At 50.9% G+C, this 24,634-nt stretch carries 27 protein-coding genes and 1 tRNA gene; 14 read left to right on the plus strand and 14 right to left on the minus strand.

All coding sequences use genetic code 11. The annotated features are described in order from the left end of the window. Nucleotides 1-50 precede the first annotated feature (50 nt). On the minus strand, nt 51-413 hold the full coding sequence (locus GZZ87_RS08960; RefSeq protein WP_162026960.1) for a hypothetical protein: 363 nt from the start codon (nt 411-413) through the stop codon (nt 51-53). A gap of 423 nt (nt 414-836) precedes the next feature. Beyond that, nucleotides 837-1,091: a hypothetical protein gene (locus GZZ87_RS08965; RefSeq protein ID WP_162026959.1), complete on the minus strand. Its 255-nt coding sequence runs from the start codon at nt 1,089-1,091 to the stop codon at nt 837-839. A 219-nt stretch (nt 1,092-1,310) separates the two neighbouring features. Here GZZ87_RS08965 and GZZ87_RS08970 point away from each other — a divergent pair, with 219 nt between their 5' ends. Beyond that, nucleotides 1,311-2,288, plus strand: a complete 978-nt coding sequence (locus GZZ87_RS08970; protein WP_162026958.1) for a transposase — start codon at nt 1,311-1,313, stop codon at nt 2,286-2,288. A gap of 231 nt (nt 2,289-2,519) precedes the next feature. Here the strand turns inward: GZZ87_RS08970 and GZZ87_RS08975 are convergent, their stop codons facing one another. Both GZZ87_RS08975 and GZZ87_RS08980 read right to left on the minus strand, forming a co-directional pair. Beyond that, nucleotides 2,520-3,236: a DUF2971 domain-containing protein gene (locus GZZ87_RS08975; protein WP_162026957.1), complete on the minus strand. Its 717-nt coding sequence runs from the start codon at nt 3,234-3,236 to the stop codon at nt 2,520-2,522. Between the two features lie 148 nt (nt 3,237-3,384). Continuing rightward, complete coding sequence (locus GZZ87_RS08980) at nt 3,385-5,925, minus strand: DUF3516 domain-containing protein (protein WP_162026956.1); 2,541 nt, start codon at nt 5,923-5,925, stop codon at nt 3,385-3,387. A gap of 333 nt (nt 5,926-6,258) precedes the next feature. On the opposite strand from GZZ87_RS08980, the gene GZZ87_RS08985 reads away from it, so the two are divergent. From GZZ87_RS08985 to GZZ87_RS19680, 3 genes are all read left to right on the plus strand, one after another. Beyond that, a complete protein-coding gene (locus GZZ87_RS08985; protein WP_162026955.1) occupies nt 6,259-6,669 on the plus strand; it encodes a YchJ family protein in 411 nt (136 codons plus the stop codon). A gap of 120 nt (nt 6,670-6,789) precedes the next feature. Then, the gene (locus tag GZZ87_RS08990; protein WP_162026954.1) at nt 6,790-7,053 is read left to right on the plus strand and encodes a GIY-YIG nuclease family protein; all 264 of its coding nucleotides are present in this window, start codon (nt 6,790-6,792) and stop codon (nt 7,051-7,053) included. Nucleotides 7,054-7,139: 86 nt separating this feature from the next. After that, complete coding sequence (locus GZZ87_RS19680) at nt 7,140-8,048, plus strand: hypothetical protein (RefSeq protein ID WP_178106568.1); 909 nt, start codon at nt 7,140-7,142, stop codon at nt 8,046-8,048. A gap of 244 nt (nt 8,049-8,292) precedes the next feature. Here the strand turns inward: GZZ87_RS19680 and GZZ87_RS09000 are convergent. The 3 genes from GZZ87_RS09000 to raiA all read right to left on the minus strand — a co-directional run bounded on the left by GZZ87_RS09000 (nt 8,293) and on the right by raiA (nt 9,282). Continuing rightward, a tRNA-Arg gene (locus tag GZZ87_RS09000) sits at nt 8,293-8,366 on the minus strand. 89 nt (nt 8,367-8,455) lie between these two features. Next, entirely contained in the window at nt 8,456-8,821 is a 366-nt protein-coding gene (locus GZZ87_RS09005) for a hypothetical protein (protein ID WP_162026953.1), read from the minus strand. 95 nt (nt 8,822-8,916) lie between these two features. Then, entirely contained in the window at nt 8,917-9,282 is a 366-nt protein-coding gene (gene raiA / locus GZZ87_RS09010) for a ribosome-associated translation inhibitor RaiA (RefSeq protein ID WP_162026952.1), read from the minus strand. Nucleotides 9,283-9,423: 141 nt separating this feature from the next. Here raiA and GZZ87_RS09015 point away from each other — a divergent pair, with 141 nt between their 5' ends. Together GZZ87_RS09015 and GZZ87_RS09020 are read left to right on the plus strand one after the other, a co-directional pair. Next, nucleotides 9,424-10,263: an SDR family NAD(P)-dependent oxidoreductase gene (locus GZZ87_RS09015; RefSeq protein ID WP_162026951.1), complete on the plus strand. Its 840-nt coding sequence runs from the start codon at nt 9,424-9,426 to the stop codon at nt 10,261-10,263. Further along, the gene (locus tag GZZ87_RS09020) at nt 10,260-11,045 is read left to right on the plus strand and encodes an RluA family pseudouridine synthase (protein ID WP_162026950.1); all 786 of its coding nucleotides are present in this window, start codon (nt 10,260-10,262) and stop codon (nt 11,043-11,045) included. The genes GZZ87_RS09015 and GZZ87_RS09020 overlap by 4 nt, the downstream gene beginning before the upstream one ends. A gap of 83 nt (nt 11,046-11,128) precedes the next feature. On the opposite strand, the gene GZZ87_RS09025 is transcribed toward GZZ87_RS09020, so the two are convergent. Next, nucleotides 11,129-11,725 carry a hypothetical protein gene (locus GZZ87_RS09025; RefSeq protein WP_162026949.1) on the minus strand — a complete coding sequence of 199 codons (597 nt, stop codon included), beginning with the start codon at nt 11,723-11,725 and terminating at the stop codon, nt 11,129-11,131. Between the two features lie 227 nt (nt 11,726-11,952). On the opposite strand from GZZ87_RS09025, the gene GZZ87_RS09030 reads away from it, so the two are divergent. Then, on the plus strand, nt 11,953-14,208 hold the full coding sequence (locus GZZ87_RS09030) for a response regulator (RefSeq protein ID WP_162026948.1): 2,256 nt from the start codon (nt 11,953-11,955) through the stop codon (nt 14,206-14,208). A gap of 7 nt (nt 14,209-14,215) precedes the next feature. On the opposite strand, the gene GZZ87_RS09035 is transcribed toward GZZ87_RS09030, so the two are convergent. The 4 genes from GZZ87_RS09035 to ilvB all read right to left on the minus strand — a co-directional run bounded on the left by GZZ87_RS09035 (nt 14,216) and on the right by ilvB (nt 19,547). After that, nucleotides 14,216-14,836, minus strand: coding sequence for a DUF445 family protein (locus tag GZZ87_RS09035; RefSeq protein ID WP_162026947.1), 621 nt, complete (start codon nt 14,834-14,836; stop codon nt 14,216-14,218). 22 nt (nt 14,837-14,858) lie between these two features. Then, entirely contained in the window at nt 14,859-16,454 is a 1,596-nt protein-coding gene (locus GZZ87_RS09040) for a YiiX/YebB-like N1pC/P60 family cysteine hydrolase (RefSeq protein WP_162026946.1), read from the minus strand. A gap of 155 nt (nt 16,455-16,609) precedes the next feature. Beyond that, complete coding sequence (locus GZZ87_RS09045) at nt 16,610-17,674, minus strand: DUF481 domain-containing protein (RefSeq protein ID WP_162026945.1); 1,065 nt, start codon at nt 17,672-17,674, stop codon at nt 16,610-16,612. Nucleotides 17,675-17,762: 88 nt separating this feature from the next. Further along, complete coding sequence (gene ilvB, locus GZZ87_RS09050; RefSeq protein WP_162026944.1) at nt 17,763-19,547, minus strand: biosynthetic-type acetolactate synthase large subunit; 1,785 nt, start codon at nt 19,545-19,547, stop codon at nt 17,763-17,765. A gap of 144 nt (nt 19,548-19,691) precedes the next feature. Here ilvB and GZZ87_RS09055 point away from each other — a divergent pair, with 144 nt between their 5' ends. The 3 genes from GZZ87_RS09055 (at nt 19,692) to GZZ87_RS09065 (ending at nt 21,200) form a co-directional block, all read left to right on the plus strand. Further along, a complete protein-coding gene (locus tag GZZ87_RS09055) occupies nt 19,692-20,477 on the plus strand; it encodes a TIGR00282 family metallophosphoesterase (protein WP_162026943.1) in 786 nt (261 codons plus the stop codon). Between the two features lie 76 nt (nt 20,478-20,553). Then, nucleotides 20,554-20,928, plus strand: coding sequence for a hypothetical protein (locus GZZ87_RS09060; RefSeq protein ID WP_162026942.1), 375 nt, complete (start codon nt 20,554-20,556; stop codon nt 20,926-20,928). Nucleotides 20,929-20,993: 65 nt separating this feature from the next. Continuing rightward, nucleotides 20,994-21,200 (plus strand): addiction module protein, encoded by a 207-nt coding sequence (locus GZZ87_RS09065; protein WP_162051063.1) that lies wholly within the window; start codon nt 20,994-20,996, stop codon nt 21,198-21,200. 320 nt (nt 21,201-21,520) lie between these two features. On the opposite strand, the gene GZZ87_RS09070 is transcribed toward GZZ87_RS09065, so the two are convergent. Then, on the minus strand, nt 21,521-22,063 hold the full coding sequence (locus GZZ87_RS09070; protein ID WP_162026940.1) for a lipocalin family protein: 543 nt from the start codon (nt 22,061-22,063) through the stop codon (nt 21,521-21,523). 16 nt (nt 22,064-22,079) lie between these two features. Further along, the gene (locus GZZ87_RS09075) at nt 22,080-22,337 is read right to left on the minus strand and encodes a 2Fe-2S iron-sulfur cluster-binding protein (RefSeq protein WP_162026939.1); all 258 of its coding nucleotides are present in this window, start codon (nt 22,335-22,337) and stop codon (nt 22,080-22,082) included. Nucleotides 22,338-22,471: 134 nt separating this feature from the next. On the opposite strand from GZZ87_RS09075, the gene GZZ87_RS09080 reads away from it, so the two are divergent. The 4 genes from GZZ87_RS09080 (at nt 22,472) to rplS (ending at nt 24,225) form a co-directional block, all read left to right on the plus strand. Then, complete coding sequence (locus GZZ87_RS09080; protein WP_162026938.1) at nt 22,472-22,702, plus strand: hypothetical protein; 231 nt, start codon at nt 22,472-22,474, stop codon at nt 22,700-22,702. A 130-nt stretch (nt 22,703-22,832) separates the two neighbouring features. Further along, entirely contained in the window at nt 22,833-23,120 is a 288-nt protein-coding gene (gene rpsP / locus GZZ87_RS09085; RefSeq protein ID WP_162026937.1) for a 30S ribosomal protein S16, read from the plus strand. Between the two features lie 44 nt (nt 23,121-23,164). Beyond that, nucleotides 23,165-23,857 (plus strand): tRNA (guanosine(37)-N1)-methyltransferase TrmD, encoded by a 693-nt coding sequence (gene trmD / locus GZZ87_RS09090; RefSeq protein WP_162026936.1) that lies wholly within the window; start codon nt 23,165-23,167, stop codon nt 23,855-23,857. Continuing rightward, nucleotides 23,854-24,225, plus strand: a complete 372-nt coding sequence (gene rplS, locus GZZ87_RS09095; RefSeq protein WP_162026935.1) for a 50S ribosomal protein L19 — start codon at nt 23,854-23,856, stop codon at nt 24,223-24,225. The genes trmD and rplS overlap by 4 nt, the downstream gene beginning before the upstream one ends. The last annotated feature ends 409 nt before the right edge of the window (nt 24,226-24,634 follow it).

Consider the following 24,634-nt stretch of genomic DNA (forward strand, 5'->3'; position numbering starts at 1 on the left):
CAGAGTGGAGGCGGAGCCGTAACGGAATTGATACGATCGACTGGTTCTCATTACCGTAAGTGCCAGATGTAGAAGATAAACCCTAAAGTTCCACATAGATGTGACCGCTGGTATTCGTCATGTTTGCTTAGGAAATCTGTAGCGATCTGCTCAACACCTGAACCATCGCCGTTCTCCTTGTATGTCTGATGAAACGCTTCACAGTGCTTTTTTACAAATTCTATTGCATCCGTATGCACTGAAATCGCTCGATCTAAGTAATCTGCATACACTTCTTTTTCAAAACCCGAAATGCGTCTCTTCATCGCGGAGATGGCTTTCGACTTATTCTTCCCGTAACTATTGTAGTCTATAAGGCGTTGAGCAGTCTCAAGTGAGATCTTCTCGAGTCTGATCTTTTCTTCTTTAGTCATCCTTTTTTTGAGAACGTCGAGGACTATCGCGTAGTGGAGCGCGGAGCGCGTAACGGAGTTGATAGCTCCGACTGGATATCATGTTTTGGCAAGAGGTAGATCACCACAAGACCAATAAGCCAAGTAAAGGAGAGTAAAAACCATGCTGGATGCCGTCCCTTTTTTCTAACGAAACGCCAAAACCCGATGTAATAGCAAAAGGCTCCAATAATGCCGATCACGTAAACTGTATTCCTTATAGTGGCGGGGAGCGTGACGTAAGTAATGAAAAAGCTACCAATCCAATAGGCTCCCCAAATTAGGACTCCTAGAAAGAGTAGCACATTAGCTGAAAGCCCTTCTTTTCTTCCTTCTTTCATTTTCTGATATCGTCAAAGTGTGGCACGGAGTGAGGCACGAACGGAGTTGTCCACTACTGCCTTGTTACATCTTATTAGTTATTGAGATGTTATCGTATGGTTTAAATTGGCTATAAATGCCCGATTCTTCATCATATTCAGCCAATCCAACCATTATTCTTAAATTAACTTCAAATTCCGGAATACGACGACTAACCATTTTAACAACCATGGGGATCATTTCTTCATCTGCAACGACCAAGAAGATGCAAACCTCATGAAAAGAATCTTCATTCAATGCGTAATAGGCTTTATAAATAATTTCATCTAGACGATGCATGATGAATCGCGGTTCTCTCACCAACCTCACTTCGAATCCATATTTCTGATTCTCTTTATAAGCGATAAAACTAGGAAAACCTCTCCTGTCTTTTTCAATTTCATCGAAATAATTACTTAACCACTCATATACGGAATTTTCTAAAGGTAGATTTTATAATCAGGCAATAAAATGATGGGGCGGTTTGCGTTTGGGCGATGGGTTGTTATTGTTGCTGTTATGAAGCGCACTAAAGTTGAGGGGAGTTCCGCGGTCTATCATGCTATGAGTCGTGTGGTTGGTGGAGAAATGCTACTGAAGGATCGTGAAAAAGAGGTGTTGCGTAAAATGCTTTGGCAGGTGTCGGACTTCTGTGGGGTGGAGATCTTCACGTATTGTGTGATGACCAATCACTTCCATGTGCTAGTGCGGGTTCCTGAGAAGCAGTCTCTTTCCAACACAGAATTGCTGCGTCGCTTTAAAGTGCTTTACCCTAAGCCGACCAAATATCAAACAGCGGAGTTTGCTCGACTTGAAGCATCCTTGATGGCAGGGGATGCCGATGCGGAAGCCATTCGTGAGCGCTTATTGGCGCGGATGAGCGATCTGTCTGAATTCATGAAGACGGTGAAGCAGCGTTTTTCTATTTGGTATAACCGTAACCACGGGGACCGTAAGGGGACTTTGTGGATGGATCGCTTTAAATCAGTTCTCGTTGAAGGGCAGGGTAATCCGCTGCAAACCATGGCGGCTTATATCGATCTCAATCCTGTGCGTGCGGGTCTGGTTGAGGACCCGAAGGATTACCGCTTCTGTGGCTATGCGGAGTCTGTGGCGGGTGAGGTTGCGGCTAAGAAAGGCCTGATTGCCATTTGGGCGGATCGTGGCGCGAAGCGTATCGACTCAGCGCTGCGGGCTCATCGTTCGTTGATTTTTGGTAAGCGCGCGTCTGAGCCTGGATTGGCTGACATGACGCGGAAGCAGGCGTTGAAGGTGCTCGATACGGATGGGCATTTACCGAAGGCGGCGATGCTGCGCTGCCGGGTGCGCTATTTTACCGATGGGGCGATTCTGGGCTCTGCAGAGTTTGTGAGAGGCTACACGGGTGCGTGGCAGATGGAGCGTGAGCGAAAGCATCCTCCGAAGGTGAATGCAATGCGTGGCGATTGGGGCGGCCTCGCGGTGATTCATGGGCTGCGCAAGCAGGTGTTTGGCTAGTCGCCGACGACGCTTATGGTTTTGAGCAGTGTAGAGGAACCAGTAAGGGGGCATTTCGTAGAACCAATAAGGGGCGCAGACCTACGTCGCTAATTGACGCTGATTCGGGGGGTTGAAACTCATCTTATTGTCTGTCACATCAGAGTCAGTCGTATCAATAGAGTCGGGGCGAGCGTTTAAAAGATGAGTAATTGTGAGGTGGCGGAAAGACCCCATTTCCCGTTTCGTTTTTCATACATATGGAGACGTGGTCTCTAATGTTTTTATAGGTTTACCCATCCTAGAAAAGAATAGTTGTTCAATCATGAAGTTATTTCGTTTGTCAACTAAAGGGCCTGTTCTTACGGACTTAATGCATTCAGGAGTAATCGGCACATTGATATATCGTGTAAGTCCTGTTGTGCAGGGCTTGAATTCAATGTCTGCTTTAAAGGTATCTTGTAGAACGAAAAAACGAATTTCTGATTCAGCTTCAAATGATTGGTGCTTAATTTGGATAGCCATTTCTTGAAGCGCTTTAATAAATGCTGTGCTAGAATGAATATGATCCACATTATCTGGATGAAATTGATTCATCGCCTTATACCAGTCGTTATTCCTAACAGATTGAACATATTGTTCGAGTAGGATGCGCTCTTTATCTTTAGAATAAACACATTCATGTGAAACGGGCATGTCACATTGTAACAATTTGCGTAATTGCTTTTCCAATTCTGCTTTATCAAATTCAATACAAACTCCTGAGCCTTTTTGAGTATATGATCTCCACTGGCTTAAGTCATCTCCAAGTCTGGATGTTGAGAAGCCAAAGGACTGATACTGAAATTCATCAGTGTTATTACGTTTAAAATAAAACCGAGGAGGTAGCTCTAATTCGCTGAATTCATCTTCATATATTTCATGCAAGAGCTCATTATCAATTTTTGTTTCAAGGGGGTCATTCATCATGGCGAAGCTGCCAAAATGTAGTGACTTCTTCGTTACGATATTAAAAAGAGACTCAATGCTCGTGTAGTGGAAGCAAGATTTACTCATGGATTACCTTGGTTTTACTGACTGATGGCTAGCTATTATCAAATGTGAATTGTCAGTCTCCTTACTCCGCCACCGCCTTCAATTCTAACGGCACGAGTTTAATGGTGCTGTTGGCTTTGGCGTCCGTCATCGAGAGGCTGAAGATAATTTGAAAGTCGTTGAGCTCTTCGTTGTCGACTAGAGTCTGTTCGATGGTCCAAGTTTGGCGGTCGTCGGATTCGATGATGTTCGTGTTGCGCTTGTTGCGGGCGCCTGGGTCGAGACGGATCCATTCGTGGCCTTCGTAATAGGCGTCCATCGCGTTGCTGAGGGCGGTGTATTTCCACCTTGCCTCCGGGAACATCTGATCGAGCTCGAAGGTTTCGTCGATTTCTTGATAGGACTCGTTGGCGAGCATGCGTAGGAAGCGGAAGATCTCGTTGCGCACGAGGCGGGTGAAGGCTTCGCGGTCGCGGGTGATGTCGCGTGGCCCGGTGGGGGCGGGCAGGCTCTCGTCGAGGTTCGGTTTGTAGTCGGGGTCTTTGAGTGTCTCCCATTCATCGAGCAGGCTGGAGTCGGTGATACGCAGCAGGTTCTCGATGTAGGTCACGACTTCATCAACCGCTTCGGTTTTGAAGGCGGGCGGTATGGTATTTTCCAATACACGATAAACGTTGGTGAGGTGACGCAGGAGTAGGCCTTCGGCACGCATCAGGCCATAGACTTTGATGTAGTCGGCAAAGCTGCTGTAGCGCTCGAACATTTCGCGGGCGATGGATTTCGGGCGAATGTTTTCCGCGCCCACCCACGGGTGCTCGGCGGCGAATTTATTATAGGTCTCGTAGATGAATTCGCTTTCGGGCTTCGGGTATTCCATCTTTTCGAGCTCTTCCATGCGGGCGTCGTATTCGATGCCGGCGGCCTTCATCTCCATCACCTTGTCAGTCTTGGCTTTGTCGAGCTGTTTGCGTAGAATGATGTCAGGGTTTTCCAGAATCGCTTCGACGAGGCTGAGCATCTTGAGCTCGTAACCTTCGGCGGTGGTATCGAGCAGGCCGAGGGTGTCGATACAGTAGAGCGAGAGCGCTTGGTTGAGCGAGAAGTCGTCTTGTAGCTCCAAGTTGACGCGTAGCTTCTGCTCGTCGCCCTTGGGCATTATTTGAATGATGTTGCGGTCGACCAATGCGCGAAACAGTTGGAAGGATTGCTTACGCATCTTTTGCTTGGACGTGTCGCTGTTGTGGCAATCGGTAATGAGCTGGCGCATGGCGCCGCAGCCATCGCCTTGACGGCTGAGCACGTTGAGTAGCATGCCGTGGGTGACTTTGAAGCTGGAGGTGAGCGGTTCGGCGGGTGCCTTTTGCAGGCGGGTGTAGGTTTGCTCGTCCCAATGCACGAAGCCGCGCTCGGGTGGCTTGCGCTTCACGAGCTTCTTTTTCTTTTTCGGATCACCAGCGGCTTTGGCTTCGAGGCGCTTGTTTTCGATCACGTGTTCGGGCGCGAGCGCGACGACGAAGCCGACGTCGTCGAATCCCTTACGGCCAGCGCGTCCACTGATTTGGTGGAAGTCGCGGGCGGTGAGGATGCCGGTTTTGGTGCCACCGTATTTGCAGAGCTGGGTGAAGAGCACGGTGCGGATCGGCACGTTGACGCCGACGCCGAGGGTATCGGTGCCGCAAATGACTTTGAGCATCCCTTTCTGTGCGAGTTTTTCAATGAGCACGCGGTATTTCGGCAAGAGCCCGGCGTGGTGCAGACCGATGCCGGCGCGCAGGAGCTTTTTGATCTCTTTGCCGAAGGGGCTGGTGAAGGGCACTTCTTGCAGCTCCTTGGTGATAGCGGCTTTTTCCTCTTTGGTGCAGACGTTGAGGCTGAGCAGGCTCTGCGCAGTTTCGGAGGCGGAGCGTTGGGTGAAGTGGACGATGTAGACCGGGAACTTGTTGGCGGCCTGCAGCTTTTCCAGTGTCTCGGTGAGCGTATCTTCTGCGTAGGTGAATTCGAGCGGCACGGGGCGCTCGGTGCTAAAGACGGTGACGGCCTCGTTGCCAGTGACGCGCTCCATCTCGCGCTCGAAGAAGCGGGTCTCGCCGAGGGTGGCGGAGATCAGGAGAAAGCGGGACTGTGGGAGCGTGAGGAGGGGGGCTTGCCAGGCGCCGCCGCGTTCGCCGTCGGAGTAGTAATGAAATTCGTCCATGATCACGTCGTGGACTTTGGCCGTCTCGCCGTCGCGCAGTGCGATGTTGGCGAGGATCTCTGCGGTGCAGCAGAGGATGGGCGCGCCGCGGTTGACGGAGGCGTCGCCGGTCATCATGCCGACATTTTCGGGTCCGAAGTCTCGGCAGAGTGCGAGGAACTTTTCGTTGACCAGTGCCTTGATGGGGCAGGTGTAAACCGATTGGCGGCCTTGGGAAGCGGAAAGAAAGTGGAGTGCTGCGGCGACGAGGGATTTGCCCGAGCCGGTGGGGGTGTTGAGGATGACGTTCTTACCGGCGAAGATTTCGAGGATGGCTTCTTCCTGTGCAGGGTAGAGCTCGATGCCTTTCTCGAGTGCATACTCGAGGAAGTGCTCCATGAGTGCATCGGGATCGGTAACGTCGGTCAGTGGCTTAAGCGGGAAATTCATTGTGCGTGCGCCCAGAGGGCGAGTGAGAGTGACGCCTGTGGCGTAGTGAAAGTGAAGGTGACGCCTGTGGCGTGCTGAAAGTGAGAGTGGCGCCTTCGGCGTAGTGAAAGTGAGAGTGTGGAGTGAAGGTTAGAGGGCGACTTAGTGCAAGTGTTGAGAGTGGTGACCTCGATCGAGTGAGGGGAGGTCATTGTGTTTGCTGCGTTGTGGTGGTTTTGTTGGTTTTTTGACGTTTGAGATGGTTTTGTGTGGTCGCGGTCTTCGCGAGCAAAGCCCCTACGTTCGTGTGCAAAATGCCTTTTAATCTGTGGTTGTATGGCTAGGGTATGCAGCATGACAGATCCGAATTCTTTATGTGCCTGTGGCAGTGGGCTGGCGTATGTCGCGTGTTGTGAGCCGTTGCACCTAGGTCAGGCGAAGGCGCCGACCGCGGAGGCTTTGATGCGTTCGCGGTATTGCGCGTATGTGTGTGGGCAAATCGATTATTTGGTCGGCACGACTTTGCCTGCCGCGCGGACGACAGATCTGTGGGTGAATTATCAGTCGACGGCGGAATCGATCCAATGGATCGGGCTGGAGGTGTTACGCACGCAGCAGGGGGGTGCGAAGGATAAGGTCGGTAAGGTCGAGTTTAAGGCCAGCTATATTCAAGGCGGTGAGCGGGCGATCCACCATGAGCTGTCACGCTTTAGGCGTAGTGGTGGCGATTGGTATTACGTGGATGGCGTGGTGGAAGAGGGGTGAGGGAAGAGGCTTGAGAGCTGAGGTGGAAGAGAGCTGAGGTCTGAGAGTTGAGTGGACTTAATCTTAATCCTACGCTTACTCATAATCTTCTTAGGATTAGGATTAGGATTAGGATTTTTTGTGATTTGGAGTATATACATATTACGTTGTGGCGACGGCACGCTGTATACGGGCGTGGCGACGGATGTTGCGCGCCGGTTTGAGGAGCACTCATCGCAGGGGCCGAAGTCGGCCAAGTATGTGCGGGGACGTTTGCCACTGCAGATCCTCTATACGCGTGAGGTCGGCACGCGCTCTGAAGCGCAGAAAGAGGAGTGGCGAGTGAAGCGGTTGACTCGTGCCCAAAAGGAGGCGTTGGTCGGCTTGGAATCGTTGGAGAACTGATCGCGCTTGATAGCGTTTCTTTTTTTACAGTTCATTCTCCAATGTAAGCTTGGCAAGCACGGGGAGGGGGATCTTTATCTTCTGTCATGTCTGACTCCCATAAGCCCCATATGTCGCCTCAGAAGGTGGCTCTCTTGAAAATGTTTGTGATGTTTGCGGTGTTAATCGCTGGTGCAGTCTTCTTTTTTAATTGGGCAAAGAAAGATACGAAGACGCAGTTTGCGTATGAGGTGCGTGAGGTGATCGGAATGGAGCACCCGTTGGGAAGTGAACCAGAGCCGGTGGTTGTTGTTGTGCCAGAGCCAGTGGTGGTGCCTGAGCCTGTGCCCGAGCCGGAACCTTTTGTAGAAGTGGTGGCTCCACGCCCTTTGGCGATTGAGATGAGCTACGCTGATTTCGTGAGACAGCCGGATCTTTGGCCTGAGACCTTGGAGCTCACTTTGGAGACGAGTGTGCAGATTCTGTATCGGGAGCGTGATTTCGGCACGATGCGTTTCGTGCCTGGCTTGATTCTGGAGGTAGATAAGGTGCTCGCGTCGAAGGAAATCGTGGGCTCCGTGAATGGGAACTACTTGATCGTGCCAGCGGAGAAGACCAGCCTGATGCCATGGTTCCACGATACGTATCGTGGCAAATATTTCATGCGCTATCCAGGAGTAATGCCATCAGCTGAGGGTGCTGCGGTTGATGACGGGCGTTTCCATATCGATCTACTCGAGGGTATGCGTAAGTGGTGCTACATTAATTTCGGAGACTGCACGTTTGACATTACAGATGATGCGTTGGTGCTGCGCTGGAGGCCAGAGGAAGATGCGCCGATTGATTTTCGTGCAGAGGCGCGGACGATTGCCCGTGAGTATTTGAAGTGGCAGGCAGAGCGGGGAGCGACGGATAATTATGCGCCTTGTGAAATCTACGATCTGTCCTCGGGACGTTTGTCGGGTATCGGCTCGTTTTTTGTCCCGTCGTTTGTGGCTCAAGAGTTCCAGCAGTAGTTTTGCTGGCTGGTTGTCGTCGGAGAGCTGCAGGGATTCTACTGCAGCGGAGCCGTGGCAGGGCTTCGTGCGGAGAGTGTCTCCACCAGAGAAATAGAACGATTAAGAGCCCCGCATCCATATAACCGATTTGCTTGGGTTTCAGTGATTTTGAGACAGTTTCCGAGCAAAGCCCCCTACGGATGCTGGTATATTGACACAAAAAAAATCCCTAAGTCTTGAAGACTTAGGGATTTTAAAAGAATACACCCGAAGGGACTTGAACCCCTAACCTCCTGATTCGTAGTCAGGCGCTCTATCCAATTGAGCTACGGGTGCTCGTGAGGAAGCCGGGATAAAGACAAAGTGAGCGCAGGAGATCAAGCAGAACTTTTCAAAAAATGCATTTTTTTTTGAGCGCTTGATTGTTACCCCTGAAAGCGCACGTAGTAGACCATGGCAGTTGCGATAATTCCGAGGCCTAGGATGCTCCACCACAGTGCTTTAGCGAGCGCAGGCTTGCGATTGATGAGAACGATGACGCCGCCGAGTGCGAGCCAGATCACCATTTTTACGATCAGCCAGGGAGCGGTGAAGCTGTGTCCTAGCTTTGAAATCATGCCAAAACCGGCGATTAAAATGAGAAGGAGGCCGATTCCGCTGGTCATCGAACCGAGTTTTCGCACGGGGGCGCTGTCGCTACCGGCTAGGCTGCGGGCGAGTAGGGCACCATAGCCCATAAAGAGCATGATGATTCCGGTGACGTGAAGGATTTGGTAGATGTATGCAGGCATAATAGGGCTGCACGTTTATGAAGTTCCGAAAAAAAGCAAGCCCGACTCTCAAAGAGAGTCGGGCTTGCGGTTAGTTATTGGGCGGTATTGGGAAGCTAGCTAGCCTTTGGAATGTCGACAGGGATGTCGATTTCATGCACGTCCTTACGCTTTACCTTCTTGAGGCGAGAGCGTCGCCGAATCATTCGATCGAGTTTGTTGACCATTTCATCGATTGACTTGTAGAGGTCGTCCGTCTCCGCATGTGCGTTATGGTCGTTGCCACGCACTTCGAGGTGCCCCTTGGCGATAAATTCTTTCTGGTGGGAGCGTTTGTGGCTGTCGTATTCTAGCTCCACACGCATACGGATAATTTTATCTTCGTGTTCGAAGAGCTTTTCTACTTTCTGTTTTACCACATTTTTGATCGCATCGGTGAGATCCATATTCAAACCGGAGATGATTAGATCATGCTGCTTCATATATTATTTTGTCCTTTTCTATTGTGGGTTCTCGTTTAACGGGGTCGGTTGACCCTGCCTCTTTGACTTAGATGAGCAAAAAAAGTGCCAACACTATTTTGATCGCAACGATCAACCATGTTGGCATCTACTAGTCTATATATGCCAAAACCGACTCTATCTGAATATTTCAAACGCACGTCTGTAATCATCGTTACAGGTGGTTCGTCGGGTATTGGCTGCTCAATCATCAAAGCAATTATGAAGTTAGCCCCGGCTACCAGGGTTTGCAACCTTTCTCGGTCGAAACCGGGCGTTTTTTTTGATGAATGTGGTATTCATATTCCGACGGATTTGAGTGATTCGAGCTCGCTGGCGAGTGCGGCAGATCAATTGCGTTCTATTATTGCTGAGGGCGGCGAGGGGGAGGTGCTTTTAATCAATAATAGTGGGTATGGCGACTATGGTTGCTTGCATGACTTGGACCGTGTGAAGCAGTTGAACATGATTGACCTGAATGTGAAGGCCGTGGTGGATTTGACTGCACAGTTACTGCCTCAAATGCTGGAGCGCGGTGGTTGTGTGGTAAACATAGCTTCGACTGCGGGGTTTCAGCCGACTCCGTATTTGGCGACCTATGGTGCAACGAAGGCGTTTGTGCTCAATTGGACGCTGGCGCTGGGGGAAGATCTGCGTGGCACCAAGGTCAGGACTTTGGCGGTGTGCCCTGGGCCGACGCGCTCGAACTTCTTTAAATCTGCTGGTTTTGATACGCCTCCGATGCGTGAGGGAGCAAACGGCGGGCTGGATATGACCTCCGAAGAGGTGGCTGACTTGACCTTGCGTGCGCTGGCTAAGGGGAAATCGTTGTTGGTAACCGGTTGGAAAAATAAGCTAATTGCATTTTTCGGTAGTAAAGTGCCGATCATCGTTGTGACTCGGATCGGAGGCGCCATATTGCGCAAAATGCGTTTAGAAGCACACAAAGGAGATTCGAAATGAATCCATACGGCGAAGAGGCTCCCCTTGTAGATATGGCTGTCTTTCCTGACTGGATAGTGCAGGAGGATGAGAATCTGCTGATTATTAATAAGCCAGGCTGGTTGGTCTGTCATCCCTCTAAGAATGGGCCTATGTCGAGTTTGGTTGGCGTGGTGCGTGAGCATACTGGAGCCGAGAAGTTGCACCTTGTGGCTCGCTTGGATCGCGAGACGAGTGGCTTGATCGTTTTTGCGAAGCGCCCATCGGTGGCACGCAAGTTCCAGATGGCGATTCAGAATCGAATCGTGACGAAGGAATATTTGGCAATTTTGGAGGGAGAGTTTGCCGAGCCGATTCATGTGGATGAGCCGATCGCTCGACGCAAAGGCGGCCCAGTGTTTGTGAAATCGGAGGTGAGTTATGATCGGACTTCTCAGACTGCGGTGACGGACTTCATCCCGTTGATTTCGAAGAATGGTTATACGCTCTGTCGCGTGGAGCCTGAGACGGGGCGCAAGCACCAGATCCGCGTGCATGGGGAATTTTTAGAGAAACGTGTGGTCGGCGATAAGATTTACGGGCCGGATGAGACGCTCTATATCGATTTTATCGAGAACGGCTGGACGGATCGCTTGGAGGAGGCGCTGCCCATTAAGCGCCAAGCGCTGCATTGCTATCGGTATGTGTTTAACTTCCCGGAGGGGCCGATCACGTTTTCGGCTCCGTTGCAGGAAGATATGCTGGAGTTCTGCCGAAATGAAATGGGGCTGAGTGATGACGAGGTCGAAGCTGTGTTGGGCTAGCTGAATCAAAAAAGGCCCACATCGTTGAAGATGAGGGCCTTTTTGTGTGACTTCTGCTCATGGCAGAAGGCTGAAATGAATGGCTACTGCTTCGGTTCGCGAATGATCATCGGTGCCATTTTGTTGACATCTGGGCGTGCTCCAATTTTTGCCAGTGGTGCGTTGTAGCTTGGCTTTAGGATGTAGTCATTCTGCTCACTTTCGGCGTCCGCTTTGGTTTTCATACTGCGGATGGTGTCGTCGTTGAGTGTGCCCTTTGAGTAAGCTCTGTTATCAATCGGTAGCACTTGGCCGTTGATCTCAAGTGCTACGAAGTAGTAAGGAGGTGTCTTAGGTAGGCGGTCACGCTTTACGACCACACCTGGCATGTAGAAATAGACGTTTTCTGTCTTACCTTGTTCGATCGAGATCACTTCGACTTCGGCCTTGTAGAAGTCAAAGGTTCTGGCTTTGCGATCACGCTCGTATGCGAAGTAGCCTAGAACTTTAATATTATCGACGAAACGTTCGTTTTTGGCGTCTGGGGAGGTGTTTTTGAAGGCCTTAATCTTAACCTCCATTTCGACCCAGTCGTCGTTTAGGTTTTTAAATTTAATATTGTCGACTTGTGCTGGTGCATCTTGGCCGAACAGGCTGCCTGAGAGGCAGAGGGATAATGTCAGTAGAATGAGTCGTTTCATTTGAGTCTATGAGTTTGGGTGAGGTTGATTGATACGTGTTAGACGATGTGAACAGATGTGCGTGTAGACAATTCTTTTCACTAATGTTCACGCAATTACTTACTGCGTTTAATGTGACCCATCAATGCTCTTTTTGGGCATTGGACTGAGTGCTCATATATTTGATAACTAGGGTCGCAAAAATCGACAGACTTCTTTTACTAGTGTAAAAACCCTATTAGATACACATGCATCGTATATTAGCGCGTCAAATTAGAGAGCACCTTGAAGGAGTCTCTGATCTTAATGATTCTAAGATCAGAGGCTTCCTTGATGCGGTTCATGCGAGTTATGTAAAGTATGATGGTGCCATTGAATCTGTTCGAGAGGAGTTGGATGTCGTCACTCTGGAGCTCTCGGGGGCGAATGGCAGAATTCTGCAGGAGTCGCGTCGGGAGTTACAGCGAGTTAGGGACCGTTATGAGAAGACCCTAGAGCGCCAGAGTGGCATGACTTTAGTCTTTATCCGTGATGAAGATTCGTTTCGCTATACATTAGCACGTGGCACTTTACTTAAAGCACTGGGGTATCGCCCCAAAGATATAGAGCAGAAGCGACTCTGTGATTGTTTTGAGGACGATCATGTGCTCCAGCGCAAACGGCATCATTATTATACCCGAGCGTGGGGGGGGCAGGCTTGTAGTTTTGAAGTGTCGAGCCAAGGGAGTCCATATACCTACTCCGAGATGCTTCAGCCGATTATTAATGAGGGAGTGGTGGTCGAGGTGATTTCGACGTGCACCGATATTACGCAGCAGCGTGTGGCCAAGAATGCGATCATCCGGGCGAAGGAAGTCGCTGAACATGCGAATCAGGCAAAGAGTGATTTTTTGGCGAATATGAGCCATGAGATTCGCACGCCGATGAATGCGATCATGGGGATGACATCGCTCATGTTTGATACGCAACTCGACCCCGAGCAGCGCGATTATCTGAATACCATCGCAACGAGCAACGAGGGCTTACTCAATGTGATTAATGACATTCTTGATTTCTCAAAAATCGAGGCGAATCAAATTGATCTAGAAACTGTGCCGTTTGATTTATCGGAGTTGGTCCAGGGGACTTTGGAACTCTTCATTGCAGGGGCAGTGGAGAAGGAGTTGGAGTTGATTTTTGAAATTGCTCCTGAGGTGCCATTGGACGTGATTGGAGATCCGACTCGCGTGAGGCAGGTGTTGGTGAATTTAATGAGTAATGCCGTTAAGTTTACCGATGCTGGAGAGATCTTTATTCGGGTCGAGCGCTTGGAGTGCGCCCCCGGTGTGCCTTATTTAGATGGGTATTCCGACTTAGTTGGTTTGCAGTTTCAAGTTTCAGATACGGGCGTGGGTATTCCTGATGATCGAAAGGAGAAATTGTTTAAGGCATTTTCGCAGGCAGATAATTCGACCACGCGTCGATTTGGTGGCACCGGCCTCGGCTTAGTGATTTCAAGGAAATTGGCGCAATTGCTCGGTGGAGATGTGCAGTTTGAAAGTGTGGAGTGCATGGGCACCTCGTTTTACTTCAACATCCAAGTGGCTGCGGTGGCTCCTAAAAAGGATCGTCAGATTGATGGCTCTTCCATTAGTGGTAAGCACATTCTAGTGGTGGATGGATGTGAGGCGCATGCACAGTTGTTGGAGAAGTATTTGATACAGCATAATGCTGAAGTCACTCTGGTTGAGGACTGTCATGACGCGTTGGAGGTAATTGATACGTCCTTCGAGTCGATCGATCTCGTCCTTGTCGATAGTTTTGCCCCGGATCTGGATGGGTTGACTCTGGTGCAAGCCGTGCGTCGACACCACTACCGTAAAGTGCGTGATCTAAGTATGGTGTTGCTCTCGTTATTGCCTGATAGTGGCGTGCGCACGAAGGCGATGTCGTTGGGATGTTTACGCTATATTGCTAAGCCAGCAAGTGCTCCCGATGTGATGCGTGTGATCGCTGATATATTTAGCCCACAGCTTGATGATATTCCGATGCAGGTCGAGGCGAAGCAGGCGTCGAAGGCGCGTAGTCATATATCGTTGACTGACGAAGAGGCCGCGAAGCGTGCGAAGTTGCGTATTCTAGTTGCAGAAGATAATAAGGTAAATAGCCAGGTCGTGCGTATCTTGCTCACAAAGCTTGGCTTTAAGGGGATTGATTTCGTGGTGGATGGCATGGAGGCACTTGCCTTCCTGCATGCGAAGGATGTTGATGTGGTGCTGATGGATATCCATATGCCGCGGATGGATGGGTTGGAGGCAACGCGCTGCGTTCGTCGAGAATTACCGGAAGATCGACAGCCTTACATCTTGGCTTTGACTGCAGCGGCGCTTAAGTCCGACCGAGAGTCCTCGGTGGCTTCTGGCATGGATGGTTTCCTGACTAAGCCAATTCGCCCAAAGGAGCTGGAGGCGCGCTTGTTAGCTCGGCTCGATCAGCGTTTGAAAGCACTGGATGCAGAGGCGTAAGGTTCGACTATATTGCAATCGCACCAGTCGCCCAGAAGAGTGCGACTTGAACGCAGCCGATGACGAAGCCCAGCACAGCGCCTAAGCGTTCAATCGTGCGGAACTCGCGCTTGGCGACGGCGTTGACGATTGCCTCTAAACGTTCGAGGTCGAAGGCGGCGATGTTGTCTTCGATCATTTGTTTGAGGTCGACCGAGGCTTCAAATTCGGTGGCGACTTTTTCCATCAATGGGCCTGCTTCGTTTTTGATTTCTTCACAGGCGATGACTTCGAATTTCGCGAGTATACTGTCGTTCACAAAGCCCCCGAGTAGGGGAATCGCACGTAGCTGCGGGCCGATGCGTTCCCACACCAGGGTGTGGGCGGTTTTTTCTAGATACGGCTCTAGGTTGATCTTTTTGATCTCAGTAAGGATCATGTGTTGCTGGAGAATCTCGCGTTCGATGATTTCAGCGGACTCCTGCGCTAGCTGGAGCTGGCGGCGTGGGATGAGGCCCTGCCACTTCCAGAAGAAGATGCGGATGGGCACACGCGGGTGGAAGAGCATCTTGATGGCCACCCAATTGGTAAACCAACCGATGGCGGCCGTGATGAATGGAGTGAGGATTAATAGTATGTATGGAGGCATCGCTACGAAAGTATGTCGGTCGTTATTGTTTGGCTGTAGGCTCAGGTAAATTCATGAGCTCATAGAGTGCGTCCAAGCCAGCGGGGCCAGTATGTAGCACTGCGTTGAAGTCTTTGGAATCATTTGATTGATCAGCGAGTAAGATAAATTCGAAGGCCTCTGGGTTCTGTGCTAAGTAGTAGCGAAGTATATCGTCTGCGGCTAAGATCCAGCGTCCTTTCATTTTGACTAGCGAGAAGTCGATGCTGCTTTTGCCATTGATGGTGCGATACACGACTTCCGTGCAGCATTGGTAGCTGTCGTTTTGGAAGTCGAATTTGAAGTCGTAAGCGGTGCCCACGTATTGGAAGACTGCGATGAGTTGCTCCAAGCGCTCGGCTTCTGTGAGTTTGGGGCGGATCACGACGAGACGGTTGATGTGTGTTTCGAGTAGCTTGTCCAGAGAGTGCATGACTACGCCTTCTGCGACGGCTTCGATGATATCGACTTGGTAGTCACCTGTCATAGTGTCGACTTGCACGTGTCCGATGAGTGCTTGTGCTTGTGCTTCGGAAATAGCGGCCTGTTTGATCGCTTGATCCGTAAGGCCTACGGCGCGCCGTTGCTCGGGCGTGCCGATGTAAGTGATGCCATGCTTGAAGTTGCCAGGTAGGAAGACGTCGCTCATATAGCCAGCGGTATAGGTCAGTATGATGTCGCCGGGTTGTAGCAGCTGTTTGATTTCGGCGGCTTGTTTGTTTGAGAATTCGAGTAAATGCGTCTCTGGGTCTTTGATGCGTGCGACATTTTTAAATACGAAGCCGCGTGTTTTATACATGTCTTTGGTTATTTCTTGCTCGGCGGCCTCGACGATCTTTTCGATTTCGCTGTGGTGTAGGCGGTCTTCGAGATCGCTTAGGGTGTGCTGTGAGGAATGGAGTAAATATTCGGTATAGATTCGAGTGTTAGCGCATCGCTCGTCCATTTGATCGGCCAAGTGTGCAAATTGGGGATCATTGTTGATGAGTTGACTGATTGGCCTAGTTGGGTCGTTGAGCTCTGTCGAGTAAAGGCGCCAGCCTGCGTCGAGCAACTGGAGGTTATCTAGTGAGGTGACATCTGAATAGATACGGTCGTATGTGCCTGCGGGAATCGCGAAGCGAGGATGCGCGGTGTTGAGGACTTCAATGAGTGGCTTATTACCATCGAATAGGGCGCAGAAATAACTGCTGTAATAATCGCTGGTGAGGCCGGCGGCCATGGCGAGTAGGTTCCCTTTCGTCTGAGTGGTTGTATTGATTCCGCGTTGGCTACGATAGATGCGTGTGATGTTACTGAGGGTGTCACGTGCATTGATGAAGCGGAATAGTATCAATTCGATTGTCTTGTTCGAGCTGTCATCCAGGTAGGGGTGGTCTTGGAATGTAAGCGTGCGCTGCAGTGTGGTGATTTCACTATGGAGTGATTCGAGTTCTTGTTGCGCGAGCTCGAATTGTTTTAGGTCTTGAGCGACTTGCGACTGATCGTAGGTGGTTCCGTTGGTTGCCTGTGGTGCATTGGTCTCGAGCAGCGTCTCCCAGCTTTGCTCGTTTTGGGGAGTGGTGCTACAGCCTGTGGTGATCAGCATCGCTATGGCCATTAAATTCAGTAAGCGAAGAGGAGAGGCAGAGTTGAACATGATTGAACCGGTGAGTTAGGGACGTTCTTAAAAGCAAGAGCCCGATCTAGGCAAATTATGCCAAGATCGGGCTCGAAAACAAGTGCTGAGATGTGCGCTCAGCTAGATTGGTTATGTTATTTCCAACGATATACCATCTTGGTGTAGTAGGTGGTGTTCCAATTCTCGTCTGTCGCTGATTGGCTTTCGTATTCGTTCATGATGCCCATGTTGACCTTCCATTTCTCGCCGTTGCCGATTGGGATTTCGAGGCTACTGTCGTGGATGAAGTTATAATCACCAGTGTCTTCGAGCTGGGTGGCATAGGCTGCCATGTTCTTCATGCTCAGGAAGTCGTTGAACTTGTAAGCATGATGGAGGCTGGTGTTGGCTGTGACTGCTGAGTCGTCATCTTTATCCGAAGTGTAAGACGTGTAGAGATAACCAGGACCAATGTGCCACTTGAGTGATTGGTGGTCGTTGTCGATCAAACGAATCGCCAGACCAGCGCTGCTTCTTGAGCGAAAGTTGATGTCTTCCATCGTGTCGCGGCGAATCAGTGATGCGACATACCAACCCCAAACAGTGCCTGCTTTATAGCGATCATATGAGGACCCTAGGATCATTTCGTCATCGGTGCGCTCGTCGTTTGTCTCACCGTATAGGTAGCTGGCGAAGATCTTTAATTCATCATCGGGCCCCTTGAGTCCTAGGTTTAGGTTGGCTCCGTAATCACTTTCGTCGGTGTTGCCACGTTTGCCGGAGATGTTGAATGCACTTTCAATGCTCCATTTGCGGCGCAGGGCTTCTTCTTCGGCGCGCTCGCGGACGAGTGCTGGATCCTCGGCTTCAAGTGCCCATGAGTCGGAGATACTGGCTAGGTTCGCGGTGACGCTGTCTGACTGTGTTTGAATCTTGATGGAACCAGGTGTGTTCTGGATGTCAGCAATTGGGCCAGCGAGTGTGGTGCCATCTGCTAGGCGCACGTTGACTGGTGTGTCGGTCTCGAACGAGGCGACTTGCGCTTGTTGGATTTCCAAGTCACCTGCATAGGCGGTGGTGAGGTGGATGACGCCAGCTTCGATTTTTGTGATTTGCCCTGTCAGTTGTGCGCCATCGGTGGTGATGACGACGTCCGCGTGACTTGCGAAGCTAGCTGCAGTCAGGCTCAGTGCGAGCGATGTGAGTGTCTTTAAGTTCATACTTCTTTGGTTTTTTTGTAAGTGAGTTGCTTGCATAAAAAAGCGAACCCTCTGTTTGCAGAGGGTTCGCTGTAGCAAGTTTTAATCCTTATTCGGATTTGATCAAAATTTCCTTAGCGCCGAGGCCTTGCTTGATCATTGGCAACACGTGCTCTGTGTAAGGCACGATGACTTCCAGTAGGTAAGGACCGTCGTGGGCGATCATGTCTTGGATCGCTCCGCGTAGATCTTCGCGTTTGACGACACGCTTGCCGGCAACGCCGAAGCCCTTTGCGATCGTGACGAAGTCAGGATAGATCGCTTCGAGGTTGTCTGGGCCACCGATGTTGTCCTTGTCGCAAAGGATTGTTTGGCCGCGGACACTTTCGTAGAGCAAGTCTTCCCACTGAACCACCATACCGAGGTGCTGGTTATTTAGGATGATTGTCTTGGCGTTGATCTTTTCGATCGCTGCAGTGGCTAGCTCCTGCACGTTCATGAGGAAGCAACCGTCGCCGTCGATGTTGACAACCAATTTCTCTGGATAGGCAACTTTAGCGCCAATTGCCGCGGGTAGGCCGAAGCCCATGGTGCCAAGGCCGAGTGAACTAATATAAGTGCGTGGCTCACGGAACTTGAAAAATTGGGCGGCCCACATTTGGTGCTGTCCCACGCCAGTTGCGATGATGGCATCGCCCTTGGTTTCTTCGTAGAGCGTTTCGATCGCTTCCTGCTGAGTGATGTGGCCGCTTTTGTCGTAGCTAAACGGATATTTTTCTTTCCACTCGTTGATGGTTTTCATCCAAGCGCTGATTTCAGGCTTCTTGAGTTTACCAGCTTTGCTCAGTTCGACTAGGCGAGTGAGTGCATACTTCACGTCAGAGTGAATGGCATGCTGCACGCGCTTGTTCTTGTTGTGCTCAGAGACGTCGATGTCGATGTGGACGATCTCGGAGTCGGGCGCAAACTTGGAGACGAGGCCAGTGATACGGTCGTCGAATCGTGCACCTGCGCAAATAAGGAGGTCGCTGTCGCACACTGCCCAATTGCCAGCAACGGTGCCGTGCATGCCGAACCAGTAGAGTGATTGTGGGTGCTCTGCGTCGAATGCGCCAAGCCCCATGAGCGTCGAAGCGACAGGGATGCCTGTCAGTTCGGCGAATTCACGTAGTTCAAGGTGTGCCTCGGCAGATACGATGCCACCACCGATGTAGAGCACTGGGCGTTCTGCTTGACCGATCAGATCGAGGACGTTGATGAGTTCTTCATCGGTCGCCTGTGGCTTGATCATGTCGACTTGATAGCCTGGCAGATCGACCTTAGCCGGGAAAACTGGTTTGAAGATGGCTTGCTGCACATCCTTCGGGATGTCGATCACGACGGGCCCCGGGCGGCCTGTGGTGGCGATGTGGAAGGCTTCTTTAACGACGCGTGGCAGGTCCTCTTTCTTGAGGACGAGAAAACTGTGCTTTACGATTGGCAGAGTCATGCCGAAGAAGTCTGTCTCTTGGAATGCGGTCTTGCCGATGAATTGTTGGTAAACCTGTCCAGTGATCGCGATCAGAGGGATGCTATCCATGTAGGCATCGGCGATGCAGGTGACGAGATTCGTCGCACCCGGGCCACTGGTTGCCATGCAGACAGAGGCTTCGCCTTTGGCGCGAGCATAGCCGTGTGCCATGAATCCGCCGCCTTGCTCCATGCGAGGTAGGATGGTGCGGATCTTTTCACTCTTTGTCAGAGCTTGGTGTAGCTCCATCGATGCACCGCCAGGATAGGCAAACACCACATCCACACCCTCGCGCTCAAGAGAGGCGACCAAGACATCAGCACCCTTCATTTCGGGGCCAATTTCGTCCTGTTCAGGAGAGTCGATTGCTGTATCGGTTTTCATTATACTGTGGTGGTTGGTGTTGTGTTTTTGAGATGAGGGCAGAGTCGCCCCTTGGAAAAGTGAAGGAGAAAGACAGTAAAAAGCGCTCAAATCAAGCACGGAAGAGCCTTGCCGGGTGCGTTGTTTCATTTCAATTTGCCCGTCATGCCAAAAGTTTTGTTTTTAGGAGATATTGTAGGGCGTCCAGGGCGCACCTTTGTTGCTGAGCGTGTTGCGTCATTAAAAGCGGAACTAGGTGCTGATATCGTGATCGCGAATGCGGAAAACTCTGCGGGTGGTGCGGGGATTACCAAGAAAATCGCGAATCAACTCATCGCCGCGGGGATCGATGCGATTACGTTGGGCGATCACGTCTGGGATCAGAAGAACTTTGAAAATGAGATCGATGACCTCGAGCAGGTTTGCCGTCCAGCGAATTTACCGGAGCAAAACCCAGGGCGCACGCACCTGATCATTGAGAAAGATGGCTTTCGGCTCGGAATTTTGACCGTGCTAGGGCGCAATTATTTAACGCTCAAGTCGAGTTGCCCGTTTAAAATGGTGGCTGCCAAGCTCGACGAGCTGAAGGACGCTTGTGATGCGGTGTTTGTGGAGGCGCACATGGAGGCGACTTCGGAGAAGATAGCACTTGGCTGGTATTTAGATGGCAAAGCGGCAGCGGTCGTGGGCACGCATACGCACGCGCCGACAGCTGATGGGCGTGTGTTGCCGGGCGGCACTGCCTATTTAAGTGATGCCGGTATGTGCGGGCCGTATCATTCGGTGTTAGGGCGCGATGTCGGCTCGGTGGTTGCGAGCTTTCTCGACGGTATGAAGCGTCGCTTCCCGGTCGCAGAGGACGATATTCGCATCTGCGGTTGCTTGATCGATATCGATGCAGCGACTGGGTTGTCGAACAGCTTTGAGCGAATTGAAGTGGTGAAAGATTAGTGCCTAGCGGCACAAACGTTGAACGCTCAACGCCGAACGTCCAATTTTGAAAAAAGGCGAGGAGGTTGGTTGGAGCATGAAATTAATACTGCAGATTCTGAACTTAGTTTGCTGCGTTTTTCTTCCGTTTGTATTTGTTGGCTCGGCTTTTTTCGTAATCCCTGAATTTCTGACGATTTATCAGGATATGTATAAGAGCGGGTTGGTTTTGCCCAAGCTCACGCAACTGGTAATGGGAGCGCCTCGGTTTGTTTGGTTGGTGATTGCTGGCGCATTTGCAGCGTTAAACCTATTCAGTGTTTTGCGGTTGAAGTGTGATTGGCTGCTTTTGCTCTCTGTAGCGGTGATGTTTCTACTCTCTGGGACTATCGTGGTTGCGTCATTTCTGCCGGTTTCTGGGGGGATGATTAAGCAGTTGCCTCCGAGCGATTCTGTTCCTGTGGGCAAGTAGGATTCGTTGCGAGCCTGCTCGATAGTGATTATTGACTCATAATCCTGTTGGGCTACAGTTTATGCATGTTGCCTGATATTAAAACTTTAACGACTGAGGAGAAGTTGCTCACCATGAGGAATTTGTGGGAGGATATGCGCCAAGGGTTTGAGGAGTCGTCTGAGTCCGATGAAGTCTGTGATTTGTTGGATGCGCGAGTTGCTCGGGTGGAATTAGGCGAAGCGAAACTTTTGGATTGGGACGATGTGAAAGGAAGCATTGGGCATCGATGAAGGCTATCCGTATTTCGTCGGATGCGATAGTCGACCTCAATGAGGGGTATTATTTTTTACGAAAAGCAGGCGCCTGGTGTCGGGGATTACTTTTATTCCTGCCTCCGAGCAGATATCGAAGAGCTTAAGGTCACGGGTGGAGCGCACCGTATTGTCTATCGCCGGTTTTATAGGAGCCTGTCCCGAGTTTTTCCATATGGTATTTTCTATGCCTTGGATGGGGGTCTAGTGGTCATATATGCCGTAGTCGATTTGAGGCGGGATCCTGAGTTTATTCGTCGCCACATCGAAGGGGCGACGGAGTAGCCTGAGTTTGTGTCTCAGTTATTGATAATAACCGAGTCGGTCTCAAAGCCGAGCTCGCGCGCATGCGCTAAATACTGCTCGAGTGTTGAGGCTGGGATTTGAGGTTCACGAGCTAACAGCCAGAGCGTTTTGCGGTTGGGTGAGCCGACGAGGGCGACCGAGTAGTCGTCTGCGAGCTTGAGCACCCAATAGTTGCCATATTCGGGAGGGGATCCAAACAGCTTGGCGAAGAAGTTATCGATCGTGACCTTGAGCTTGGCATTATTCGAGTCTTCCACGGGCACGGCATTGCCAGTCACTGAGCGGGTGGAGCCGTCTGTGGCGATCGCGGTGTTAATTAGATCCACGCTGCCGGTGTCGTTCAGTGTATATTCGGCGGTCGCCGTCTCATCGGCTTTTTGAAAAAAGACGGGTAGGCGTGCAATTTCATGCCAGAGCCCGCTGTAGCGTTGTAGGTCGACTGACTCTACGGTTGCAGGCGGGTTCTCTGGGAGTGAGCTGCATGCGCTCAGGCACGCGATTGCGAATGTGCAAATCAGTAATGGTGCGCTTCGCATATAATTAAAGGCGTGATTACGCGTCGATGACCAGATCGGCCTCACCTCTAGGCGTGCAGCAGCAGAGGAGGGCGTAGCCTTCGTCGGGTTCGCCGCTATGTCCCATCGCATATTCGACTTCGCCGGAGACGATCTTCTGTTGGCACGCGGTGCAGTTGCCCATGCGGCAACCGTAGTCGAGGTCGAGGTCGTTGGCCTCAGCGAGTTCGAGGATGTTTTCTTCGTCGTTCCAGTCGAGTGTGAGTGCGGATTTTTGAAAAATAATTTTAGGCATGCGGGAAAGGCAAATGTGGAAATGTGCGAACGCAAACCGTTAATGCAGGTTAATGTGGATTCGGGATTGGAGTAAGGCTTGAAGTCGACGTATTGCTGGCTACTAACTTTCAGCTTCTCGATTATATACATGTCATGTCCAAAATCCGCCAAATTGATTATTCTACGCCACGCACCTTGCATTCTTATAGTGGGAAACGTGTGGTGCGCATGACGGGAGATGACTCTCGTTATAAGTTTACAGGCGAAATGATCGATGGCGTGGAGGACGAATTCGCGAAAATCGGAGAAATTCGTAAAGACTGGCAGAAGAGCGCCTTTCCGCTGCCATGGACGGATTCGCCGGATGAAGTGCACCCTGATTAAGTCGCATTATCGCGATTCCTTTGAATAAGGCAGTCTCCGCGCTTGACAGGTGCGGTTGGAACTCATTTCTTCCTCGCTTTTCACAACTTCCGGCCTCTGGCCCTGAAATCTCCCGAAACCAATAACAATTATGGCACTCAAAATCCGCCTCCAACGTCACGGCGCAAGCCACCGTCCTTTTTATCGTCTAGTCGTAACCGAAGCTCTTGCTCGTCGCGATGGACGTTTTGTCGAAGTTCTCGGCACTTATGAGCCACAAGCTAAGCGTGCAACTGATGAGTTGAACGTAAAACTTGAGCGCGTTGATTATTGGAAGTCTGTTGGTGCAAAGCCAACTGACACTGCTGCTAGCTTGATCCGTAAGGCGCGCCGCGAAGCTCCTGCAGAAGCACCTGCTGCTGAAGCAACCGAAGCGTAAGCTGGTCTTTTCCCTTATTAATAGGGACATCGACCGATTGCACCATGCACATCGAGTTTGATATTTTAACCCTCTTCCCAGAAATGGTGGAGGGTTTTTTATCGTCCAGTATGTTGGGGCGCGGGCAGCGTAATGGTTTGATTCGTGCCGATGCGCACCAATTGCGCGATTGGGCGACTGATAAACATCACAAGACCGACGAGCTGCCCTATGGTGGCGGAGCCGGAATGGTGATGAAGCCCGAGCCGATCTATGCGGCGGTGGAGTCGATGCGCCGTCCCGAAACGAAAGTGATTTATATGGCACCCGACGGGGAGCCACTTACCAGCCAGTTGGCGCGTGAATTGGTGCAAGAGAAGCACCTTATTATACTAAGTGGTCACTATGAAGGCGTCGATCAGCGCGTTCGCGACGATTTAATTGATCGAGAAGTGAGCATTGGGGATTATGTCCTGACAAATGGCACCTTGGCGGCCGCAGTGGTGATCGACTGTGTGAGCCGATTTGTGCCTGAATTTTTAGGTGATGAAAAATCCTTGACGGAGGAATCCTTTATGACCAACTTCCTCGCCTTTCCTCAATACACACGTCCTGCGGAGTTTCGCGGTATGGGTGTGCCAGACGTCTTATTGTCTGGAGATCATGGTGCTATTGCAAAATGGCGACATGAACAGCAGATAGAAAAGACCCAGCAACTAAGACCAGACATTTTAAAAAACGGAGAATTCCAGCAATGAGCCAAGCAATCCTAGAAGACATCACTAAAGATCAACTCACGAGCGACCGCGCAGACTTTAAAGTCGGTGATGGCGTTCGCGTTCACCTTAAGGTTAAAGAAGGTGATAAGACACGTATCCAGATTTTCGCTGGTATCGTAATCGCTCGCAAGGGTGGTAGCCTCCAGGAGACTTTCACAGTGCGTCGTATCGCATCGGGTGTGGGTGTTGAGAAGGTTTTCCCAGTTCACAGCCCATCCATCGAGAAGATCGAGATCGACCGTGAGTCCATCACCATGCGTGCACGTATGTATTACATGCGCGACCGTATCGGTAAGGCTGCGAACCAAGTTAAGGAAAAGCGCCTGGTCGAAGCTAAGCGCAAATAAGCGTTTCGCAGATATTTTTTTAAAAGGTCGTCCCAATTCGGGGCGGCCTTTTTTTGTGTGTTGCGTAGAGAACTCGTGCGAACGAGGTCCGTGTTTCGATAGCTGCGCCATTACGCGTGTCGACGTGACTGGCGTCACATCGCTACCGCCCTTCGCGCTGTGTAGAGAACTCGTGCGAGCGAGGTCTGCGTTTCGATCGCTGCGGCCATGGCACGCGTCGACGTGACTAGCGTCACATCGCTACAGCCCTTCACACTGCGTAGAGAACTCGTGCGAACGAGGTCTGTGTTTCGATCGCTGCGCCATTGCACGCGTCGACGTGACTGGCGTCACATCGCTACAGCCCTTCACGCTGTGTCGAGAACTCGTGCGAACGGTCTGCTTATGCCTCTGCACGATAGCATGCCTC

It is taken from the genome of Lentimonas sp. CC4 (genome assembly GCF_902728235.1).
GTDB lineage: Bacteria > Verrucomicrobiota > Verrucomicrobiia > Opitutales > Coraliomargaritaceae > Lentimonas.

Excerpts from the sequence above, each read along its gene's own strand:
- GZZ87_RS08960 (WP_162026960.1), bottom strand. The coding sequence starts at position 413 with ATGACTAAAGAAGAAAAGATCAGACTCGAGAAGATCTCACTTGAGACT.
- GZZ87_RS08965 (WP_162026959.1), bottom strand. The coding sequence starts at position 1,091 with ATGCATCGTCTAGATGAAATTATTTATAAAGCCTATTACGCATTGAAT.
- GZZ87_RS08970 (WP_162026958.1), top strand. The coding sequence starts at position 1,311 with ATGAAGCGCACTAAAGTTGAGGGGAGTTCCGCGGTCTATCATGCTATG.
- GZZ87_RS08975 (WP_162026957.1), bottom strand. The coding sequence starts at position 3,236 with ATGATGAATGACCCCCTTGAAACAAAAATTGATAATGAGCTCTTGCAT.
- GZZ87_RS08980 (WP_162026956.1), bottom strand. The coding sequence starts at position 5,925 with ATGAATTTCCCGCTTAAGCCACTGACCGACGTTACCGATCCCGATGCA.
- GZZ87_RS08985 (WP_162026955.1), top strand. The coding sequence starts at position 6,259 with ATGACAGATCCGAATTCTTTATGTGCCTGTGGCAGTGGGCTGGCGTAT.
- GZZ87_RS19680 (WP_178106568.1), top strand. The coding sequence starts at position 7,140 with ATGTCTGACTCCCATAAGCCCCATATGTCGCCTCAGAAGGTGGCTCTC.
- GZZ87_RS09005 (WP_162026953.1), bottom strand. The coding sequence starts at position 8,821 with ATGCCTGCATACATCTACCAAATCCTTCACGTCACCGGAATCATCATG.
- raiA (WP_162026952.1), bottom strand. The coding sequence starts at position 9,282 with ATGAAGCAGCATGATCTAATCATCTCCGGTTTGAATATGGATCTCACC.
- GZZ87_RS09015 (WP_162026951.1), top strand. The coding sequence starts at position 9,424 with ATGCCAAAACCGACTCTATCTGAATATTTCAAACGCACGTCTGTAATC.
- GZZ87_RS09020 (WP_162026950.1), top strand. The coding sequence starts at position 10,260 with ATGAATCCATACGGCGAAGAGGCTCCCCTTGTAGATATGGCTGTCTTT.
- GZZ87_RS09025 (WP_162026949.1), bottom strand. The coding sequence starts at position 11,725 with ATGAAACGACTCATTCTACTGACATTATCCCTCTGCCTCTCAGGCAGC.
- GZZ87_RS09030 (WP_162026948.1), top strand. The coding sequence starts at position 11,953 with ATGCATCGTATATTAGCGCGTCAAATTAGAGAGCACCTTGAAGGAGTC.
- GZZ87_RS09035 (WP_162026947.1), bottom strand. The coding sequence starts at position 14,836 with ATGCCTCCATACATACTATTAATCCTCACTCCATTCATCACGGCCGCC.
- GZZ87_RS09040 (WP_162026946.1), bottom strand. The coding sequence starts at position 16,454 with ATGGCCATAGCGATGCTGATCACCACAGGCTGTAGCACCACTCCCCAA.
- GZZ87_RS09045 (WP_162026945.1), bottom strand. The coding sequence starts at position 17,674 with ATGAACTTAAAGACACTCACATCGCTCGCACTGAGCCTGACTGCAGCT.
- ilvB (WP_162026944.1), bottom strand. The coding sequence starts at position 19,547 with ATGAAAACCGATACAGCAATCGACTCTCCTGAACAGGACGAAATTGGC.
- GZZ87_RS09055 (WP_162026943.1), top strand. The coding sequence starts at position 19,692 with ATGCCAAAAGTTTTGTTTTTAGGAGATATTGTAGGGCGTCCAGGGCGC.
- GZZ87_RS09060 (WP_162026942.1), top strand. The coding sequence starts at position 20,554 with ATGAAATTAATACTGCAGATTCTGAACTTAGTTTGCTGCGTTTTTCTT.
- GZZ87_RS09065 (WP_162051063.1), top strand. The coding sequence starts at position 20,994 with ATGTTGCCTGATATTAAAACTTTAACGACTGAGGAGAAGTTGCTCACC.
- GZZ87_RS09070 (WP_162026940.1), bottom strand. The coding sequence starts at position 22,063 with ATGCGAAGCGCACCATTACTGATTTGCACATTCGCAATCGCGTGCCTG.
- GZZ87_RS09075 (WP_162026939.1), bottom strand. The coding sequence starts at position 22,337 with ATGCCTAAAATTATTTTTCAAAAATCCGCACTCACACTCGACTGGAAC.
- GZZ87_RS09080 (WP_162026938.1), top strand. The coding sequence starts at position 22,472 with ATGTCCAAAATCCGCCAAATTGATTATTCTACGCCACGCACCTTGCAT.
- rpsP (WP_162026937.1), top strand. The coding sequence starts at position 22,833 with ATGGCACTCAAAATCCGCCTCCAACGTCACGGCGCAAGCCACCGTCCT.
- trmD (WP_162026936.1), top strand. The coding sequence starts at position 23,165 with ATGCACATCGAGTTTGATATTTTAACCCTCTTCCCAGAAATGGTGGAG.
- rplS (WP_162026935.1), top strand. The coding sequence starts at position 23,854 with ATGAGCCAAGCAATCCTAGAAGACATCACTAAAGATCAACTCACGAGC.